Raw genomic sequence first — 19,705 nt, forward strand, 5'->3', positions numbered from 1 at the left:
CCTGTCATCGTTTCCCTGTTGCCTATTTTTCTTCAGCAGTTATCATTCCAGTTTACCTAATTGGTGACACGCCCTAGGCTCTCTATTTACAAATTTAATTGATTTCTAGTCTAAGAAGGCAAAATCCCTGGCTTACTGCTAAGTATCAGGTTATTTATTCCGCCGAACATTCACCCAAATATATCGTTTTCACGCTGATAGTCTAATCAATGAATTGACCTGACATCAGGCTGAATGTTCAGCCGAAGGAATAACGCGATACTTAGCGGTAAGCTAGGGATTCTACGTTCTTAGACAACAATCAATAATTTGCACTTGTCGAGTTTTGTTTTAGAGTGCATTTGTTTTGCTGCCGTTGTTATATATCTAACATGGGGTTAATCTGTGTGTCAAGCATCTTATTTTTCCAGAACCGTAAACCCAACGACTCGATACCTATATATCTATAAGCTGTTAGGAATAATACTTTAGCGGAAATCTCTACCTGATTCGAGAGATAAATTAAGTAAACAAGACAAGGATATCACTTGATTAAGTAACACAATACGTTTATTTAAATCACCATATTTACTTTCAATATTTTAAGAATATGGTTAACTGTAAAATCATAAATATTTCATAATATTTTAGTTAATAAATAATTTACGGTTTACTTTGAGCGATCGCACCATACAAAATACCTAAAATTTTCTTAATATCCTTTATATAATATTCACTCAAATCAATCGAAACTACATTGCCTTCAAGCTTGAGAAATTGCCATATAGTACCGATAGTAACAGCACCATATATAGCTTTTATTTGATTTCCACCTCTCTCATTAAATAACTGAGCAGCTACCATTTCGGCAATACATTGGGCTAAACCAGACCTCAAATTTTCATTTTTACTTTCTACTAAAACAATCACCGGACTACGTACAAGCAACTGCTCCGAAGAAAGACTCAAAATAAAATCACAAAAACCATTTAATCCTCGTTGACTATCAACACTAAAATCCACTCCAGAAAAAAAGCTTATTTCATAATTAAATTTACGTCTAATTTCTAATAAAATTGGACTTATTATCATTTCACTTCGAGCTTTTTCCGAACTTATAGCTACTGCTAAATCAACATTTTTCCTGAGAATAGTAGATAACAAATCACTACATTATTGCTCCTGCACATTTGCGAATAGTCCAGATGATTCGTGTATAACTAACCCAAAAGAATCAATAACTTCAATAAGTTTAAAATCACTATAAGCCATAAAACTTACTCCTTTGTCTTATGACTAAATCCTATAACAAAGTTTAAAAATTCAGTTGTGGCGGAAACACCCTAGCTAAATCAATAGACAAATCAGGGAGACAAGGAAAATTTATTACCTGATTTGGCGAAGTAATGCGCTTGTTTAAATAACCATGTTTACCTTGATTATTTTGATATGGTTCAATATAAGCTTTCAAATAGTTATCGAATAAATTAAATATCCAATAATCAGTAATACCTGCTTGAGCATGGAGAGGTATTTTCACATCTTGGTCATAAGCTAAAGAAGAATCTGAAACTTCCATTACCAATAACACATCAGCAGGTTGAGGATGACCATAAAGATAATTATCATCTCGGTTTTGAAGAATAGCAAAATCCGGTTCCGGTTCGCTATTAGGTGGCAAAACAATCGGAGCTTGAGATTGCAAAGTTGCCCTATCACCCACAAGTTTTGGAAGTTCCCGCAACAAGTTTCGCAAACAAGTTTCATGGGCTGTACCTTTGGACGCCATTTCAATAATTTCCCCGTTGATTAATCCAACGTGGTCATCTTCATGGAAAAAGCCCAATTGTCCAAGCCTGTGGTATTCATGCAGTGTGAAGCGTTTAGCCTGAGCAATACTCATAACCTTACCTTTCTCTCATTGGCATAATACTTATTCTAAATGTGTCAGAAATTGGTATGCTAAAGGCCGAGACTCGCTATTTTGCAAACAATGCCTGCGCCTACTACTATCAATCCCACCATCACTGCCTTTCCCTTGACAGCCGTAGTCGGTCAAGAAGCAATTAAGTTAGCCTTGCTGTTAGCAGCCGTTGATCCTGGTTTGGGAGGAGTAGCGATCGCAGGTCGTCGCGGTACGGCAAAATCTGTAATGGCTCGTGCTATCCACGCTTTATTACCGCCGATTGAAGTTGTCAAAGGTTCAATCAGCAACTGCGACCCCAACCACCCAGAAGAATGGGACGATCAGCTTTTGGCAGAGTACGCAGACAAAGACATTCAAGATGTTACCGTCGAAATTATCCCCGCGCCTTTTTTGCAAATTCCTCTAGGTATCACCGAAGACAGACTTCTCGGTTCAGTGGATGTTGAAAAGTCAGTAAAACAAGGTGATACAATTTTTCAGCCTGGTTTACTCGCTACAGCAAACCGAGGTGTATTATACGTAGATGAAATTAATTTATTAGATGACCAAATATCAAATCAGCTTCTAACAGTATTATCTGAGGGACGCAACCAGATAGAACGGGAAGGAATTAGTTTTCAGCATCCGTGTAAATCCCTGTTTATTGCCACCTACAATCCAGAAGAAGGCGGATTACGGGAGCATTTGCTAGATAGGATTGCGATCGCACTCTCTGCTGACGGTGTACTCGGCTTAGATCAAAGAGTAGCAGCAGTAGAGCAAGCGATCGCTTATTCTAAATCTCCCCAAGACTTCCTCAAACAGTACAACGAAGACTTAGACTCCCTCAAAACCCAAATCATCTTGGCACGGGAATGGTTGAAAGAAGTCATCATCACCCATGAACAAATTGCCTACTTAGTGGATGAGGCCATTCGCGGAGGAGTTCAGGGACATCGCGCCGAGTTATTTGCCACACGGGTTGCCAAAGCTGCTGCGGCTTTGGAGGGACGAACAACAGTTAATGCCGAAGATTTGCGCCGTGCTGTAGAACTGGTAATTGTACCACGTGCCACAATTGTGCAGACACCGCCACCCGAACAAGCACCACCACCGCCTCCACCGCCGCCACAACAGAATCAAGAAGAACCCCAGGACGAATCTGAAGACGAAGAACAAGACGAACAAGAAGAACAGGAAGAAAATCAAGAGCAAGAACCCCCTAGCATCCCGGAAGAATTTATTTTTGATCCGGAAGGGGTAATTCTTGATGACAACGTGCTGTATTTTACTCAAATGGCGAAGCGGCAAGGTAAATCTGGTAGTCGCAGTGTCATCTTTTCCGATGACAGGGGACGCTACATTAAGCCAATGTTGCCGAAGGGAAAAGCGCGACGCATTGCAGTAGATGCCACCCTCAGAGCAGCTGCTCCTTATCAAAAAGCACGAAGAGAAAGACACCCAGATAGAAAAGTTATTGTCGAGCAGGCTGATATTCGCTCGAAACGCCTGGTACGTAAAGCAGGAGCGTTGGTAGTGTTTGTGGTAGATGCTTCTGGCTCAATGGCCCTGAACCGAATGCAATCGGCTAAAGGTGCGGTGATGCAACTGTTGACAGAAGCTTATCAAAACCGCGACCAAATAGCATTGATTCCCTTCCGGGGAGAACAGGCGGAAGTATTATTGCCTCCAACACGTTCTATTGCTTTAGCGCGTAACCGCTTGGAAAGGTTACCCTGTGGTGGGGGTTCGCCCTTAGCGCATGGTTTAACCCAAGCTGTGCGTGTCGGCTTAAATGCCCAGATGAGTGGAGATATTGGGCAAGTTGTCCTTGTAGCAATCACCGATGGGCGGGGTAATATTCCCTTAGCGCGTTCTTTGGGTGAACAGCTAGAACCAGGAGAAAAGCCAGATATCAAAGGAGAATTATTAGAAATTGCTGCCAGAATTCGTGCTTTGGGGATGCAACTATTAGTAATTGATACGGAAAGTAAATTTGTGTCTACTGGCTTTGCTAAAGAATTATCGCAAACAGCAGGCGGTAAATATTATCATTTGCCGAAAGCCACAGATCAAGCTATTGCTGCTATGACCAAAGGTGCGATCGCTGATTTAAAATCTCGATAATTAGTTATTTGTCATTTGTCAGTTGCTTTTCTACTAACCACTAACCATTGACTAATAACATCAAGATCCAGTGGGCATTACTTGTGGTTGCAAATAGCAAATCAAATCTTGAATTCCCTTTTGCAGATACCGCGTTACCGTCATTGGGCTAGTGCCAATATTCTTAGCAGCATCTTTGCGAGAAAGTTCCTTCAAAAATACCATTTCAACTGCCATGCGGGGCTTTTCTTCTAGCATATTGATTGCGCCTTGGAGTTGTTGCCGTTCTTCTTCTTGTTGCAGAAGAACATGAGAACGAGGACAAGGAAGTGCCTCACCCAAGGTTATTTGGCAATCAACATAGTTAACTGCGGTCGCATCTAAACTCAAAGGCATCCGATTTTGAGCAGCTAACTTGGTTTCTTGCCATTCTTGCAGAGATACCCGAAGTTGGCTGGCAATTTCAGCATCCTTGGGCTGGCGACCTAAAGACATTGCCAAGTCCTTGCGAATCTTTTGTCCTTCATTGTATAATTCTTGCCAACGACGGGGAATCTTTAATAGAGTACTGCGATCGCGCAAAAAGTGCAGCATCTCACCGCGAATGTATGGCACAGCAAAGGAACTAAAAGCATATCCTTGGCTAGGATCGAAACGCTCAATAGCCCTAATCAAACCAAAATAACCGATTTGTTCTAAATCTTCATAAGGTTCATTACATTGATGGCTAAATTTATGAGCCATCTTCCGTACTAAGCCGGTATGTAACTGTACAAGTTTATTACGAAGTTTAATAGAAGGATTCTGGTGGTACAAGTGTAATAATTCTATACCATCAGTTCGTAAAGAGGACTCACTTGTTGCCATATACATTTCCTTGTTGTAACTCCCATTCCTGAGAAAATGGAGTTGCGTATATTTTCTTCTAAGCTGTTATTATTTTGCTTAGTCAGGGAAGAATAAGCTATCGTCGTTTCACTGAACTTATTAGGGGTCGAACTCCACAATTCAGTATTTGTACGCATGATTTTGCGAACCTCTCTGTTACAGGTTATTTTTACTTTTTATATAACTGTTGAATGGTAAATAATCTTTAGCTTTTGCAACAAAAACTAGCTATTTATGCTGAACAGTGCATGACTGACTTAATAGCCATTTGTCATACTGAGAGCAACGTGAATCAGTACTGAATTAATCGCAAAAGACACTGGGCAATTTTATCTTTTAGTACGCACCGTCATTAATAAAGGTCGAAAATCCAAATTAAAAGTTGGGTGGAAGAACCAAACCTAAGCTACAAAAAACAGAATTCCGACTCGTTTTTATGAGGATTTGTACTTAGTTGGGTCTTGAGGTAGATTTCTATTCAATATTGGTAAGATGGAAACTTTGGAAACTTAGTGGAAACATGGAAACAGGTGATTGACATGCAAGTTTGCTGGGTGTCACACTTCTGCTAAACACGAGGGTGAACAATGAAAATCACCAAACATCGGCAGAAAATTCTGGATACACTTCAGCAATGGTTTAGCGTTCATAAACAAGGGCCAACTCTAGAAGAGTTGTGTCAAGAACTCGGAATGCAACCACGTCAGAAAGCAACAGTTCAGAAGTGGTTGCAAACTATGCGCGGTATAGACGTGGAATGGGATGACCACAGCGCCCGTAGTCTTCGCCTTTTCACATCTGAACCGGAAAAACCCTCCTTACAGCTATCTGTAACTGACACTCTGCGGTATCTGGCTACTGGCGTGGTGCAGTGGGAAAAACTTGAGCTAGAAAAGCGAAGTCAAGTGCCAGAAGCCCTTCGCATTGGAATGTCTCGTATGTACTTAACTTCTTTACTACGGGCAGAACAAGCCCCAGAGAACCTACCACAATTTTTTGATTGGGCGGAAACATCAATTACTTCTTGGAAACCAGCCCAAGAGATTAAATATCTTTCGCCAGATGTCAGCGTTATAGAAGACGGAGTAGTTTCCGATTTTGCTAGAGAATGGCAAGTTTCGGGTAATGATGTGGTGGCGCAGGTACAAGAGTCAGTACTGAAAGATGTACTGGAATACTGTCGGGGAAATCAGCTAGAAGATGCCTATCGCGCTTTTCGACAACTGATTATTACTAAACCCACTCTTCATTACTCAGAATATCGCCAACAGCTACGTTTACCCGAACTCAGACCACTGCGCGAGTTATTGTCACGGTTAGAAATTTATGTCGATATGGATAAGTTGGCAGAGGGTAGCGTCTATCATCTGTGTCCGCGCTGCAAGTATGTCCAACGCCAACGCCCTGATGGTACATATACCTGCCGTAACCCTTGGTGTGAAAGACTTTGTGCAACCATCAACTTTCAGCGATTACCACCTATTTCTAAAGAAAAAGCAGCAGACTGGAAAGCTGTTACCCCTGGCGTGCATTTGTACGGTACGCTTCCAGGAATTTGGGAAATTCAACTTCAAGAAGAACTTGCAAAATTGGGTTTGCGGGTTACTCTCTGGCCTTTTGTCGATGAATTTGACTTACTTGTAGAGTTCCCGCGCAAAGTTCGTTGGGCAATTGATTTTAAAGATTGGGCATCCGTGGATGAAGAACGTTTGCAAAAGGTGCAGTATCGGCGTGATGCAACGGAAACTTTTGTAGTTTTTCCAGATGAACGCGAAGACTATTTGCGGATAAAGGTAGTGCGCGAACAACTAGAACCTGAACTTGAAGGGGTGCGTTTGCGCTTATTTAGCGAAATCATCACTCAGGCTCAAGCAATTTTAGGGAAGAAAAAATAATGCGTGACACCATTAGCTGGCGCAAAGATCTGTGTAAAAAACTCCGCAACTCCGATGAATTACAACAGCATGTAGTATCTAGTTTAGTTAACGCAGATACTCAGGTACAACAGCGAGAACTTAAGCGTCTAGCCCAACTCATTGCTGATGTGGAATTGGGATTAACCTTACTTCAGGAAGTAGCACCAGAAGAACCTGCAACTTCTGTAGAATCTTTGCTGAAAGGATATCGCTTTCCAGTTGAACAACTACAAAGCGATCGCAACTGGCAATTTATACAAAATGCTCGTTTCTATTTGATTAAGCGTAAAGGCAGACAATGGCTGCGAGTTCTTCAGGAGTACATCAACTTACCTGAAATTATTAGAATCTACAGCCTTGAAGAGGCAAGGAATGTTCCTCAACCTATTCCATCCAGTACCTACCCAACTCGTTTAGAAAAGATATATCTTCCAACTTTATTAAAAACTCCACAGCATAGACAACGAAAAGTCAAATTAGCAGACGAGGGACGGTGGTATGCCAAGATTTCCCAAAAAGGTAACTCTCCAGTTGAGGTTCCTATCGATATTCCCAAGGAAGTTGCTAATATAGCACCTTCGTCTGTAGTATTCCTTCGTCGCACACGGACTAAGCAGAATCCACAGTGTAGCGTTACCCGTGAAGAATTAATACTAGCTGCCCAAGAAATGGACGATAAATTGTCCCAGTTTGGGCAACAAGAAAATTATCGTAACCGCTTGGAAAATATTCTCTTCCAGCTATACGATGCTGAATCAGATAATTTCCAGCACGGTAATCAGCTAACTTTAGAGGGTCTTATCCACATTGTCGGGCTTTTGAATGTGGGCAAGTCTACCCTGTTGGAAATTCTGATTTACCACTCCGCTAAACAGGGAGATCGCTGTGGGTTGATGGTGAATGATGTTGCTACAGCAGTGCGTCTCGCTTCCTTGTTCTGCCACAAATTAGGAATTCCTGCTGCACCAGCGTTGGGTAGTAAACGCCAAGAGCAACTGGCAAAAGTCTACGAACCTATTCTCAAAAGTGAGGGTAAGGAAATTACTAAGGGAGGGATGCATCCTGCATGGCGTTGGTTTAGTCCAGTCTGTCCACTTTTAGCTCTAGTGCAATCAGAAGATAAGTGGGAATTTGGCAATGAACCTTGTCACCAGCTTTACCAAAAAGTTCCTGTAGCTGATAATGATGATTCTGATGATGAAGACTGGCAGGAAAGTGATAAAAAATACACTTGTCCCTTGTATTACAAATGTCCACGTCACCATTTAGAACACGATATTGCTACAGCTTCAGTCTGGATTTTCACCCCTGCTAGTTTCATTCATACTCGTGTACCCCGCCAGGGATTTGAACAAGACTTGACCTTTGCTGAGGCTGTTTATCGAGAATGTAAATATCTATTCGTTGACGAAGCCGATCGCGTGCAGATTCAGTTTGACGAAGAGTTTGCCCCTGATGAAGTCTTAGTCGATGGTTCTGGAAACTCATTTTTAAATAAACTCGGACTTAACCTGGCGACAATTTACAATTCCGATCGCGGTGATATGGCAGGCGATCGCTTTCTTGCTTGGACAAGCGCACATTACCATACCCAAAATGCTACTAACCGCATCTATCACCTACTCCTCACGCACCCTAAATTGGTTGCATGGTTGGGGCCACTTCCTTTTACAGGTCGTTCTCTATTTGCTCGGATTATCCGTGACCTAGTTGATCCGCCTGAGATTCCTGTCTCAGCGAAACCGAAACTAACTCGCCAACAAATCATGGAAGAACGGCGTAAACGCATCATTGAAGCAGATTTGGCTCCCACAGAGCAACGTCGCCGCCGCAAACAAATGATGGATCAACTAGATGGATTTTTGCAACATCCTCTCAACCGCGGTCTTGGTGGTGAACTTTCAGATTTGGCGTTGACAATACTAACTGCGGAAGATGACCGTCAAGCCTTAGCTGAAATTGCTCCTTGGTGCAAAAGATGGATAGAAATCCATAGTCTTTCCCTACCAGATGAGACTCAATTTGAGGAACTAACCCGAAATCTCCAGTTTGCGATTTTAGTCACCATACTCGACAACCGCCTGGGTTTTATAGTTGATAATCTGAGCGACCTCGGTCGGGTAATTAACTTGCACGACTCAAGCCAAGACCTTTTACATCGTCCACCGGATGACTTCCTCCCAGTTTTACCAGAATCGCCAGTGGGAAATATTCTAGGTTTTTTGTATAAGCAAGAACGTAGTGCTAAAAAAGCTGGCAAGTTGGACTATTTTCGCTATGTGGGTGTAGGTCGTGCGTTACTGTTAAATTTCCCAAAACTGTTTGCAGTTGACGATTGGGACGGCCCACATACTGTTCTGATATCAGGTACTAGCTACGCTCCAGGTTCCCCTGCCTATCACATTAATATAAAACCCACTATATTGTTGCAATCTAGAACTGGTGAGGCAGGTATAGCTGAGAGTCAATTTTTCTTTAGTCCTAAACAGAATCTGCAAACCAACTATATTGCTTTATCAGGATTACCACCTGCAAAACGCAAACTTGCTGCTAAAGAAATGGTGGAGGCTATGTGCTACTCGGTAAGAGGTGCAGAGAGTTTTCTAGATGGGGTATTTGAGGATTTAGAACAGCGAAAACAACAGCAACCTGAATGGTGGAGCGATCGCGATCGCATCTTGATTGTCGTGGGTAGCTACGATGAATCCGAATGGGTCACGTCTATCTTACAATCGCGCTACCGTTTCGATGTAAATATTAACGATGACGGTATTGCTACCCTCCGCCGCGACAATGCTCCTACTCATCTTCATGGGATTCTGCGAAGCGAAATCAGGAATTTACAGCATTTACCCACCCAAATTGTAGTTGCTCCTTTGATGGCTCTAGAGCGGGGTCACAACATCTTGAATGCTCTAGGAAAAGCTGCATTTGGTGCAGTGCTGTTCCTCAACAGACCTATGCCAGTACCTGATAACTGGCAATCTACTGTTCAGCAACTCAACGCTTGGGCGCTGAAACACGAAAAAGACTCCACTCTTTATAAAGAAGCTCAATCAATATCGATGAACCTAACCCTGACTCAGGTTGCAGATATTTTCTACCAGAATGCTGTTGCCGAAATGGTCAATCTGAACTACACAGCATGGGCTTTTAAGCAACTAACACAAGGAGAGCGATCGGTACTTTGCTGGACTCAGTTAGTGAGTATCTGGCAAATCATCGGGCGTTTGGTACGTGGTGGAGTACCAGCAGTAGTCCATTTTATAGATGTGAAATTCGCCCCAAATTCAGCCATTGGCGAACAAGACAGTGAAAGCACTTCACTTTTGGTTGCCATTATCAAGGTGCTGGAACCCTGTGTAGAAGGTGAGGATGTGCTGGCGCGATCGCTCTATGGAGCTTTTTTAACTGCGTTGAAACAAATGAGAGAAAGAAACTTAAACTATGACTAAAATTATTCTTCCTGGTGCTTGGGAACTTACTGCAACGAATCCAACATGCGAACTTTATGCAATCTATGTCCCTACAAGATGGCGACAAGTCACCAACAACCTTGCTCAACAGCGTGCCAGACTCCAAGGTAAAAGTTATCGGGCTGTACCAGTTTATTCCCTCGATCCCCTGGTAGTTGGTAGTTTTCCTAAAATTATCAAGACTTTGCGTAATGGCTGGCAAAAAGACAATGTACCTTGGCTGTTAGCAACAGGAACCACAGGACTTTCTGACCTTTCTGACTTAGGTAATTTGATCAAAGATTGGTTGATAGAAGAATTTAGTTTCTTGGAAGATGTTGAGTCACAGCTTGCAAATTTGAATAATGATGACTGGCAATGGGGAAATTCACAAAGCTATGAATTACTCCATCCTCAAAACAAAGTCGAAACAAGCAACCTTTACCAAGCAATTCCAGATTACCTTGCCGAGAAGTTTCTCCAAAAACCAACAGTTTCTTTTGGCGTTGATGAGCAGTATCAACTGACATTTTACCGAGTAGTAAGCCTCCAAGGTGCTGAGTTGATGTCATGGCCTCCCACTGAAGTTACCGTAACTAAAGGAAAGGAAACAACAGAAACAGCCTATATATCATTTGTTCTTGAGTTTGTTTTGCAAACAGTTCCCTGGCGCAAAAAACCTATTGTTTATCATCATTTATCAATTCGACGTTGGCTGACAAAACCTTTGAATTATGTACCTTATCCAGGCGTGAAAGCTCATATTGGTGATAACCGTCGCTGGTTAGATGGACAACGCCAAACCTTTTGCTTTATTCCACTGATGATTAACCGTTATGGAAAGGAAATGAAATGGCCTCAAGCCATCAGCAATCTTCTTTCTCTCAATGACTCTCAACTTCCTGACGCAAATAATTTCGTTTCTAACCCAAATTATAACTGGTCAGGTGTAAACACAATTCCTAGTGGTATTCAGGCTGCAATCGCCTACACTTCTAAATTAGGGGAACCACCGTGTTTTCCTGGTGTCAGTCCACAAGATTTGGCTAGTTTAGATCAAGCTATTGAAGCACATCTCCCTGTTCAGAGAGTCGGTGAGGCTGAGAGGGTGACAGGTAACATTTTTATTTTCTGGCCTTTAGAGAAACCCAAGCAGAAAATTGTTCCTCTCCTTGCTGACAAAGATATCCAATCTACCAAGCCTAAAAAAGCCAAGAAATCTGACGACCCCAATCATTCACACACCCCAATGCTGCGACCAAAATTAGCAGCACCAGCGGTATTTCGTGAAGCTAAAAATCCTCTTCGCACCATACTTGTTTTGTGGGAAACTCCACAATGTCGTGATGCACTGATTGCTGAAATTTGCCAATTACTGTATTTATCACCCACAAAAGTAGAAAACATCTATCAAGGTTCCCACGGTTCGTTGTGTATCAAGATTCAACACGTTGGCGACCTCACACAAGACCTAGAAATTCAACATTTTTCTGAGGTTAGGAAAACTTATCAACAGCAACGTCCTAATTTATTAGTAGAACGCATTAATCAAATTACTACGTTTCTACCCCAAACTAAAGAACTAAGTGCGGCTTTAATCGAAATTAGACCGAAACCTCGTATATCCGAGGCTGATCCCAAGTTGGCATGGCGAATTGGAGCAATGAAGGCAGGCTATCTCAATCAACATATTCACCGAATAACCACCGAAAATGATGCAGAAAAACTGAAGAAATCTGGTTTGGAACCAGTAAAACGAGCAGTATCAGACTTACTAAGACAATTTGGGATTTTACCTGATACTCCTTTAATTAATCTCAAAAAAGATGGCATTGAGCCTGATGTTTGGTTAACATGCTTTTATGTCCTACGCCGCACCCGCAAAACCAATGCCGAAAATATTCCCAAAACTGTTGTTTTGATGATCAGAGTTAATCCAATAACAGCTAAAGTAGAATTAACAACTCCTGATTTATTTAAAGAACAAGGCTGGATATCATATCCTGTTGGACTCGCGCATCTTCTTGATGAAGACTGGGATTCTAACTCTTATGATGAAAGTAATGAAGAGCTTGATGATGAACAAAAGCGTAAAGAGCAAACGAAAGAACAAAGGCTAATCAATAAATTCGTTGCTGAATGTTTGCAAGAGTGTTTAAATACTCCAATTACTGATAGTAAACCCCCGCGTGTACTGTTCATGGCAGAGGCACTAAATGCCCGCAAAATGCTGAACTGGCTACAAAATCAAAATTTAGTGAATGATCCACTACAAGCACTAAAACAGTACCTTTCCCAAGAACAAATCAACCGTCTGTGGGTTGTGCGCTTACGAGTTGCAGATAATGGTGAAGTACCAGTCGCTATTGTTAAAGATGCTTCTGGGAGCCGAACCAGTGGTGTTTACCGATGGCGAGGTGTGTGTGATGATGGGGAGCGATCGCTCTACCTGAGCGTTAGAAAGGCGTTGTATACTGAACGAGGCACAACAATATTACAAAAAAATCAGTCTCGCCTTGATAATGGCAGCAGGCAACCTGGAAGAGCCAGAATCTTAGAAATAGCCTTGATTCATCACCCAGAAATCAAGGGCGACAAGCTAGCTGACTTTGTCCACTCTCTCAGAAGTCGCTGGCCTTATTTTGCCAATGATGTTGTTCTACCTTTGCCTTTTCCCTTTGCAATCAAGGCTAAAGAGTATGCTATCAGTACTAAAGATCCAGTGGAATCCTCAGAAAGTGACGATTCCAATTTTTAACAACGAAGCTACCTTTCAGATTTTGCAACAATATTAAATCCTTGGCTGTTAACCGCAAAGATTGGTAACAATAGGAATAAGCACAACGTTTTCCTAAAAAACAGTTTTTCAATATGAGCAATACCAGTAATTTTCGTGAAGCTATCCGTGAGGCTAAATCTCACGCCCTCGTTGGCCCAAACGTGATTGCCAATGCCCTCCCTTACGTCGGTGGTGGATTGGTGCTAACGGCATTAGGAACCTACGGCGGTTTGGGAGTTATCCGTGCTAATCCCGAAATATTCTTTCCCACCTTCATTGGTGCGGTCATTTTGGAGCTAGTTTTGTTCTTTGTTGCCCAAAATGTTGCCCAAAAAGGTAACAAGGGTCTTGCACTACCCCTGTTGGCAACCTATAGCCTCTTGTCTGGATATACCCTCAGTGGCTTGGTATTTGTCGCTTTGAGATCCCAAGGTGTTGGCATTCAAGGCATTGGTTTAGCTGCCCTTGGTTGTGGCGTTACCTTTATTTTCGCCCGTCAAATTGGTTCAAATCTTTCTGAACAAGATGGGATGGCTTTGACGAAAACCATCAATCTCGGCGTTATCGCCTTGGTGGTTGTGTGCCTTGCCCAATTTGGGTTTGCCATGTTTGGTGTTTACACTCCAAATTGGTTAGAAATTGCCATCTCCGGTTTAGGAGTATTTCTGTTTGTTGGGGTTTCTGTCGTCGATTTCTACATCTTGCCCCGCACTTACAGCGATGACCAATATCTACCTGCTGCTTTGTCGATGTACTTAACTTACATCAACTTGTTCGTCTTTATCTTACGGTTACTAATTGCCATAAATGGCCGCGATTAATTGCCTGTAGGCAATAAAACAAGTAAAGTTTTATAAAGCAAAAACCGTGGTTAAATTTTTAGTAACCACGGTTTTTTCATCGTTTTAATATAGGATATATAGATACGTTAAGTATCAAGTGAGCAAAACTATGCTTGAACTCTCAAATATCAAAATTGAAGTAGAAAAGTTGTCTAATATCTTGACCAAGGCTGAAGGCTGTCTTTGACCTGCCAGAACTGAGTGCAAGAATTGAAGAGTTGAATCAATTGATTTCTCAAGCTACTTTCTGGCATAATTCTGCCAGTTTTTATCAGATACTTCAAGAAATTGATTTCCTCAACGCTATAAAGAAACAATATCAGCGATCGCACTTCATTCTAGATGATATCAAGGCTGCACTAGAACTACTAGAATTATCTGCTGATGAGGAATTGTTGCAAGAGGTACAAACCAACCTTACCCAACTACAGGAAGAACTCGAAATAGTAGAAATCCACCAATTACTGTCAGACCCCTGCGATGAAAAGGGGGCATTTTTGACAATTACGGCTGAGGTTGGAGGTATAGATGCCGAACACTGGGCAACGATGTTATTGCAGCTATACCATCGTTGGGCAGTAAATCATAATCATAAAGTATATCTAGTGCAAGAGTCAGCAGGTGATTTAGGAGAGGTTAAACATGCCATCCTAGAAATTATAGGGCGTTATGCTTATGGCTGACTAAAATCGGAACAAGGAACTCATGCAAGAATAGAGCGAATTTCTCCTGTTTATGGCAATGGGAAACGGCATACTTGCCTAGCCAGCGTAGAAGTCAGCCCGATTTTAGATAAGTCTATTGATTTTGAGATTCCAGAGAAGGATTTGGAAATTACTTTTTATCGCCATCGGGGGAATGTCAACCGAACAGAAACATGGGTAAAGATGGTTCATATTCCTACTGGGATTAGTGTATCTTGTAATCAAGAGCGTAGCCAGCTGCAAAACAAAGAGAAAGCCTTGGCTATTCTCAAGAGTAAATTGTTTGCGATGCCTACGGCTGGCTACGCCTACGCACTAACCCAAAATGTCCAGCAAGTTGAAGCAATTCAACCTCGGCTCATACAATCTCTATCCAGCAAGCTTATCCGTGAATACATCTTGCATCCTTACACCAAGGTAAAAGATTTACGTACCAATGTAGAAACAACTGCTGCAACAGAGGTATTAGACGGTAAAATTGATTTTTTTATCAAAGCTTATCTGCAACAGCTAAATAACACTACTTCAGTGGGCAAAGAAGCGCTTGATAATTCCAAGTAATTTTTGTAACTTAATACAAGTGGCGCAAAGAGAAATTGCCCAACTACGGCTAAAATTAATAGATACAAGTAGAATAAAGAGCGGTTTCTCAATCCAAAGCGCTCTATCTATCATTACAGCAAGCATTATGGATGTCCTAGAACTCAAACGCGAAATCGAAACGTTGTCTGGCCGCCTGGGTAAAACCCAGGACTATCTTTGACGTACCTGCACTGACAGCCAAAATTCAAGACCTCGAAAAAATATCCGCTCAACCAGAATTTTGGAATGAGCAAACCCAAGCCCAACAAACCCTACAAGAACTCAACGACCTGAAAGCCCACCTCCAGCAATACGATCGCTGGCACGCCAATCTAGAAGATACTAAGGCTGTTGTTGAGTTGTTGGAGTTAGAAACCGATGAAGCACTACTCCAAGAAGCAAAATCTACCATCACTAAACTGAATCGTGACCTTGACCAGTGGGAGTTACAACAGTTACTTTCTGGTCCCTATGATGCGGAAGGTGCTGTACTGACGATTAGTGCTGGCGCTGGTGGCACAGATGCTCAAGACTGGGCATTTATGCTGATGCGAATGTACACCCGTTGGGGCGAAGCTCACGGCTATAAGGTAACTTTAGCTGAAGAGTCGGAGGGTGATGAAGCCGGAATTAAATCGGCAACTCTAGAAATTACTGGTCGCTATGCCTATGGTTACTTGCGTTCAGAAATGGGTACACATCGCTTAGTGCGGATTTCACCTTTTAATGCCAACGGCAAGCGACAAACCAGTTTTGCAGGGGTGGAAGTAATGCCGCAGATTGATAACTCTGTGCAATTAGATATTCCAGATAAAGATTTGGAAATCACCACAACTCGGTCTGGTGGTAAAGGTGGGCAGAATGTCAACAAAGTAGAAACTGCGGTGCGGATTGTTCACCTTCCTACTGGTCTTGCTGTGCGCTGTACAGAAGAGCGATCGCAGCTGCAAAATAAAGAGAAAGCCCTAAATCGCCTCAAAGCAAAGCTTTTGGTCATAGCCAAAGAGCAACGCGCCCAAGAAATTGCTGAAATTCGTGGCGATATGGTGGAAGCCTCCTGGGGAAACCAAATCCGTAACTATGTGTTTCACCCTTACCAAATGGTGAAAGATTTACGTACAAATACAGAAACAACAGCGATTGGCGATGTGATGAATGGCGAACTTGATACATTCATTCAAGCTTATCTGCGCCAAGAAAATAAATTAGTAGAAAGCACTTTTCCATAATTAGGGATTAGTTACAAGTACTAAGGAAATTTTTTAACATTACTTAGTACTTGTAATTTATTTTTTAGTATTTCAATTGGCGCGTAGGCGTAGCCCGTCGTAGACATCGCATAGTACCCGCGATAAATTCCTTAGTAATATACAGGCGATCGCAATTCTATCCCAGACCAACTGTTACAGTTATAAAAGAGTCTGTGGACAAAAAACTATGAGCAACTCTCCTTCAACAGAACCTCAACCTAGCTACGTAAAACTCGCCATGCGTAACATGGTGCGGAAGGGTGGAACTTCCCTGAAGCATTTTGCGTTGACTGCCGTAGGGCTTTTAGCTCTCCTTGTTGGTCTTGCTTACTTAACTCACTAACGACAAACTGTAAACCTCAGACTAGGAGACTGTGTGCCCCTGAGAGTTGAACTATATGTGGAGGATTATTTTTACGAGTTGTCCCCGACAACATCTGTAAATATTGGGGACACTGATGCCCGAATTACTCCTGAGACTTGGGAAAATTGGTTTAATGACTGGTTGGAAATACTTCACCCTCATATTCCGCCAGCACCAAGTTATGAAATCGGGCTGCGTTTGACAGATGACGCGCAAATTCAAGAATTGAATGCCCAGTATCGTCAACAAAATAAGCCGACAGACGTTTTAGCTTTTGCTGCTTTGGAGGTTGATTTTCCTCAAAGCAAAGAAATGCTTGCTTCTGTACCATTATACTTAGGTGACATTATTGTATCTATAGATACAGCACAACGTCAAGCTCAACAGCAGGAACATAGCTTACCAACTGAGCTAGCCTGGTTAGCTGCTCACGGTTTATTGCACCTCTTGGGCTGGGATCATCCTGATGAAGAAAGTTTGGAGCGAATGTTAAAACAGCAAGTGTTATTGCTGAACGCAATAGGTATTGCTATTGACATTAAATGGCAGTAGCTTGTGTATCCTGAATGTTAATTTTGGGTAATACTTTTATAATACTTCTGTGGAAAATTGCCTAAAGATTGCCTCAAAGTTAATTCTGCCATTAAGATCGGCGAATATTCCCACTGTAGCAACTCTGTTTTTGTATTTTTAAGTCTATGTCCCAAAAAATTTCTTCATCACCAACGCCTACCTCGTTACAAACACTGGTGTCTAACGAACGGGAATTCTCTTGGAAAGTAGCCTCTAATTTATTTGTTAGCTTTAAATATGCCTGGGCTGGAATCAGCTATAGTTTTCAAACTCAACGTAATTTTCGCATCCACGTAAGTGTTTGTGCTTTGGCTATCGGTTTAAGCGTTTTTTTGCATCTGCAAGCCGTGGAAATAGCGGTAATTGGTATAACTAGTGGTTTGGTTTTGGCATTAGAGTTATTGAATACAGCAATCGAGTCCCTTGTGGACTTAACGGTTAAGCAGACATACCATGATTTGGCAAAAATTGCTAAAGATTGTGCTGCTGGTGCAGTCCTTGTCTCTGCTTTAGTAGCGGTGCTGGTAGCTGGTACGCTCTTGCTCCCTCCTTTGGTAAGGTTAATTATATCTGCTTTGTAGACGTGATTTACGTAGGTCTAGCCCGCCGCAGGCATCGCCAAGTGACTTGGTAAGAGGATCATCCTCTGTCAGAATCCCCTTTGGAGAAGACATTATCAGCAATTCAAAATCAAGTAATGCGATCGTGCCCAGCGTCCTGGCTAAAGGATTACTTGGTAATCTTTAGGTAGTGGCTGGTCGTAGAGTAGCTGATTTATATCTACGAATCCACGTCAATGTTATTTTTACACCTAGTGAATAAATAGTATGAGATATTTATCTATGCTTTTTGGAACTGATAAGTGCTAAAAACCAGGAGTGATGAGCTTTGATTATAGTTATCGACAATTACGACAGTTTTACATATAATTTAGTGCAATATCTGGGAGAATTGGCAGCAGAGTTCCCACTGGCAGATGATATTAAAGTTTTTCGTAACGACAAGATATCCATAGATGAGATCCGGGCGTTAAAGCCGGAAGCCGTGGTTATTTCTCCTGGGCCTGGTCGCCCGGAAGATGCCGGCATTTCCCTAGAGTTGATTGAACAGCTAGGTCAAGAGTTGCCAATTTTGGGTGTTTGTTTAGGACATCAAAGCATCGGTCAAGTGTTCGGTGGTAAAATAATTTCTGCTCCAGAGTTGATGCATGGCAAAACCTCTCAGGTGTCTCACACTGGGGTGGGGGTTTTTCGGGGATTAGAAAATCCTTTAACCGCCAACAGGTATCATAGTTTGGTGATAGAACGTGAGACTTGCCCAGATGTGTTAGAAATCACCGCTTGGGTTGAAGATAACACCATTATGGGAGTGCGACACCGGAACTATCCTCATATTCAGGGCGTCCAGTTTCACCCAGAGAGTGTCCTGACATCTTCAGGAAAACAGTTATTGGGAAATTTTCTGGAACAGTTACAGTCAAGAGCATAATTAATGAAACGACGACAGTTGATGGGCTATGCTGGGGCGGGGTTAGTCACAGCTTTGGTTACTAACTTGGGTTCTGAATCTCAAGCTGACGCACAATCTAGCGGTTTATCAGTTCAGTGGTTGGGTCATACTTGCTTTCTTTTTACTGGTGGCGGTGCGAAAATTCTCGTCAATCCATTCCGGGCGGTCGGCTGTACTGCTGGGTATCGTCCACCAAAAGTTGCAGTAGATTTGGTACTGATTAGCAGCCAACTGCTGGATGAAGGTGCTGTGGACGTACTACCGGGAAATGCAAAACTCATTTACGAACCAGGAGTTTATGAGTTCAAAGGTATTAAGTTCCAAGGAGTTGCCATAGACCACGATCGCAAAAATGGTAGGCAGTTTGGCTCAAATACTGCTTGGAGTTGGAAGCAAGGCGGAATTAACATCCTCCACTTGGGCGGAGCCGCTGCACCCATTTCTATTGAGCAAAAAATCCTGATGGGGCGTCCCGATGTAGCGTTTATTCCAGTGGGAGGCAGTGCAAAAGCCTACAATGCTGAGGAAGCAAAGCAGGCTGTTCAAGTATTAAATCCCAAGTTGGTGATTCCGACTCATTACCGCACACAAGCCGCTGATGCTGCTAAGTGCGATCTTTCGCCACTGGATAATTTTTTGACTTTGATGCAAGGTATGACAGTCCGGCGTAGCAATGGAGATAGTATTTCCATTAGCCCTGGTAAATTACCGGAAAATGGGGAAATTCAGGTTTTGAGTTACAAGTTTTGAGCAGTAAGGAATGAAGGGATAAGGGAGCAGGGGCTAGTAAGTCAAAAGGTAAAAGTAAAAAGAAAAGAATTAAGAATTAAATTTCAAGACTTCATCAGTTCT

The 19,705-nt window shown here is 42.2% G+C and carries 14 protein-coding genes and 1 pseudogene; 12 read left to right on the forward strand and 3 right to left on the reverse strand.

The window, feature by feature from the left end; all coding sequences use genetic code 11:
- Positions 1-642: 642 nt before the first annotated feature.
- Together RM347_RS33350 and RM347_RS33355 are read right to left on the reverse strand one after the other, a co-directional pair.
- Entirely contained in the window at positions 643-1,143 is a 501-nt protein-coding gene (locus RM347_RS33350; RefSeq protein WP_322718269.1) for a hypothetical protein, read from the reverse strand.
- Positions 1,144-1,294: 151 nt separating this feature from the next.
- Positions 1,295-1,882, reverse strand: coding sequence for a Uma2 family endonuclease (locus RM347_RS33355; protein WP_322718268.1), 588 nt, complete (start codon positions 1,880-1,882; stop codon positions 1,295-1,297).
- A gap of 90 nt (positions 1,883-1,972) precedes the next feature.
- Between RM347_RS33355 and bchD the strand changes: the two genes are divergently transcribed.
- Positions 1,973-4,012 (forward strand): magnesium chelatase ATPase subunit D, encoded by a 2,040-nt coding sequence (gene bchD, locus RM347_RS33360; protein ID WP_322718267.1) that lies wholly within the window; start codon positions 1,973-1,975, stop codon positions 4,010-4,012.
- A 60-nt stretch (positions 4,013-4,072) separates the two neighbouring features.
- Here bchD and RM347_RS33365 read toward each other — a convergent pair whose 3' ends face one another.
- Positions 4,073-4,858: an RNA polymerase sigma factor SigF gene (locus RM347_RS33365; RefSeq protein ID WP_322718266.1), complete on the reverse strand. Its 786-nt coding sequence runs from the start codon at positions 4,856-4,858 to the stop codon at positions 4,073-4,075.
- Between the two features lie 608 nt (positions 4,859-5,466).
- Between RM347_RS33365 and RM347_RS33370 the strand changes: the two genes are divergently transcribed.
- From RM347_RS33370 to RM347_RS33420, 11 genes and pseudogenes are all read left to right on the forward strand, one after another.
- A complete protein-coding gene (locus RM347_RS33370; RefSeq protein WP_322718265.1) occupies positions 5,467-6,774 on the forward strand; it encodes a Fis family transcriptional regulator in 1,308 nt (435 codons plus the stop codon).
- Complete coding sequence (locus tag RM347_RS33375; RefSeq protein ID WP_322718264.1) at positions 6,774-10,250, forward strand: hypothetical protein; 3,477 nt, start codon at positions 6,774-6,776, stop codon at positions 10,248-10,250. Before RM347_RS33370 ends, RM347_RS33375 begins: the two co-directional genes overlap by 1 nt.
- Positions 10,243-13,008 (forward strand): pPIWI_RE module domain-containing protein, encoded by a 2,766-nt coding sequence (locus RM347_RS33380; RefSeq protein WP_322718263.1) that lies wholly within the window; start codon positions 10,243-10,245, stop codon positions 13,006-13,008. The genes RM347_RS33375 and RM347_RS33380 overlap by 8 nt, the downstream gene beginning before the upstream one ends.
- Before the next feature lie 113 nt (positions 13,009-13,121).
- Entirely contained in the window at positions 13,122-13,850 is a 729-nt protein-coding gene (locus RM347_RS33385; protein WP_012408074.1) for a Bax inhibitor-1/YccA family protein, read from the forward strand.
- A 130-nt stretch (positions 13,851-13,980) separates the two neighbouring features.
- Positions 13,981-15,136: pseudogene (locus RM347_RS33390) on the forward strand (PCRF domain-containing protein).
- Positions 15,137-15,263: 127 nt separating this feature from the next.
- Positions 15,264-16,386 (forward strand): peptide chain release factor 2 gene (gene prfB / locus RM347_RS33395; protein WP_322718276.1). Its coding sequence is split into 2 segments (ribosomal slippage): positions 15,264-15,335 and positions 15,337-16,386, totalling 1,122 coding nucleotides; the frame shifts between segments, so codons are not numbered across the junction.
- A 208-nt stretch (positions 16,387-16,594) separates the two neighbouring features.
- Positions 16,595-16,750 carry a DUF3285 domain-containing protein gene (locus tag RM347_RS33400; RefSeq protein ID WP_104904774.1) on the forward strand — a complete coding sequence of 52 codons (156 nt, stop codon included), beginning with the start codon at positions 16,595-16,597 and terminating at the stop codon, positions 16,748-16,750.
- A 39-nt stretch (positions 16,751-16,789) separates the two neighbouring features.
- The gene (gene ybeY / locus RM347_RS33405) at positions 16,790-17,323 is read left to right on the forward strand and encodes an rRNA maturation RNase YbeY (RefSeq protein WP_322718275.1); all 534 of its coding nucleotides are present in this window, start codon (positions 16,790-16,792) and stop codon (positions 17,321-17,323) included.
- 146 nt (positions 17,324-17,469) lie between these two features.
- Complete coding sequence (locus tag RM347_RS33410) at positions 17,470-17,925, forward strand: diacylglycerol kinase family protein (RefSeq protein ID WP_322718262.1); 456 nt, start codon at positions 17,470-17,472, stop codon at positions 17,923-17,925.
- A gap of 307 nt (positions 17,926-18,232) precedes the next feature.
- Positions 18,233-18,832, forward strand: coding sequence for an anthranilate synthase component II (locus RM347_RS33415; RefSeq protein WP_322718261.1), 600 nt, complete (start codon positions 18,233-18,235; stop codon positions 18,830-18,832).
- A 3-nt stretch (positions 18,833-18,835) separates the two neighbouring features.
- On the forward strand, positions 18,836-19,603 hold the full coding sequence (locus RM347_RS33420) for an MBL fold metallo-hydrolase (RefSeq protein ID WP_322718260.1): 768 nt from the start codon (positions 18,836-18,838) through the stop codon (positions 19,601-19,603).
- Positions 19,604-19,705 lie beyond the last annotated feature (102 nt).

The sequence above is a fragment of the Nostoc sp. ChiQUE02 genome, from assembly GCF_034531305.2.
Classification (GTDB): Bacteria; Cyanobacteriota; Cyanobacteriia; order Cyanobacteriales; family Nostocaceae; genus Nostoc.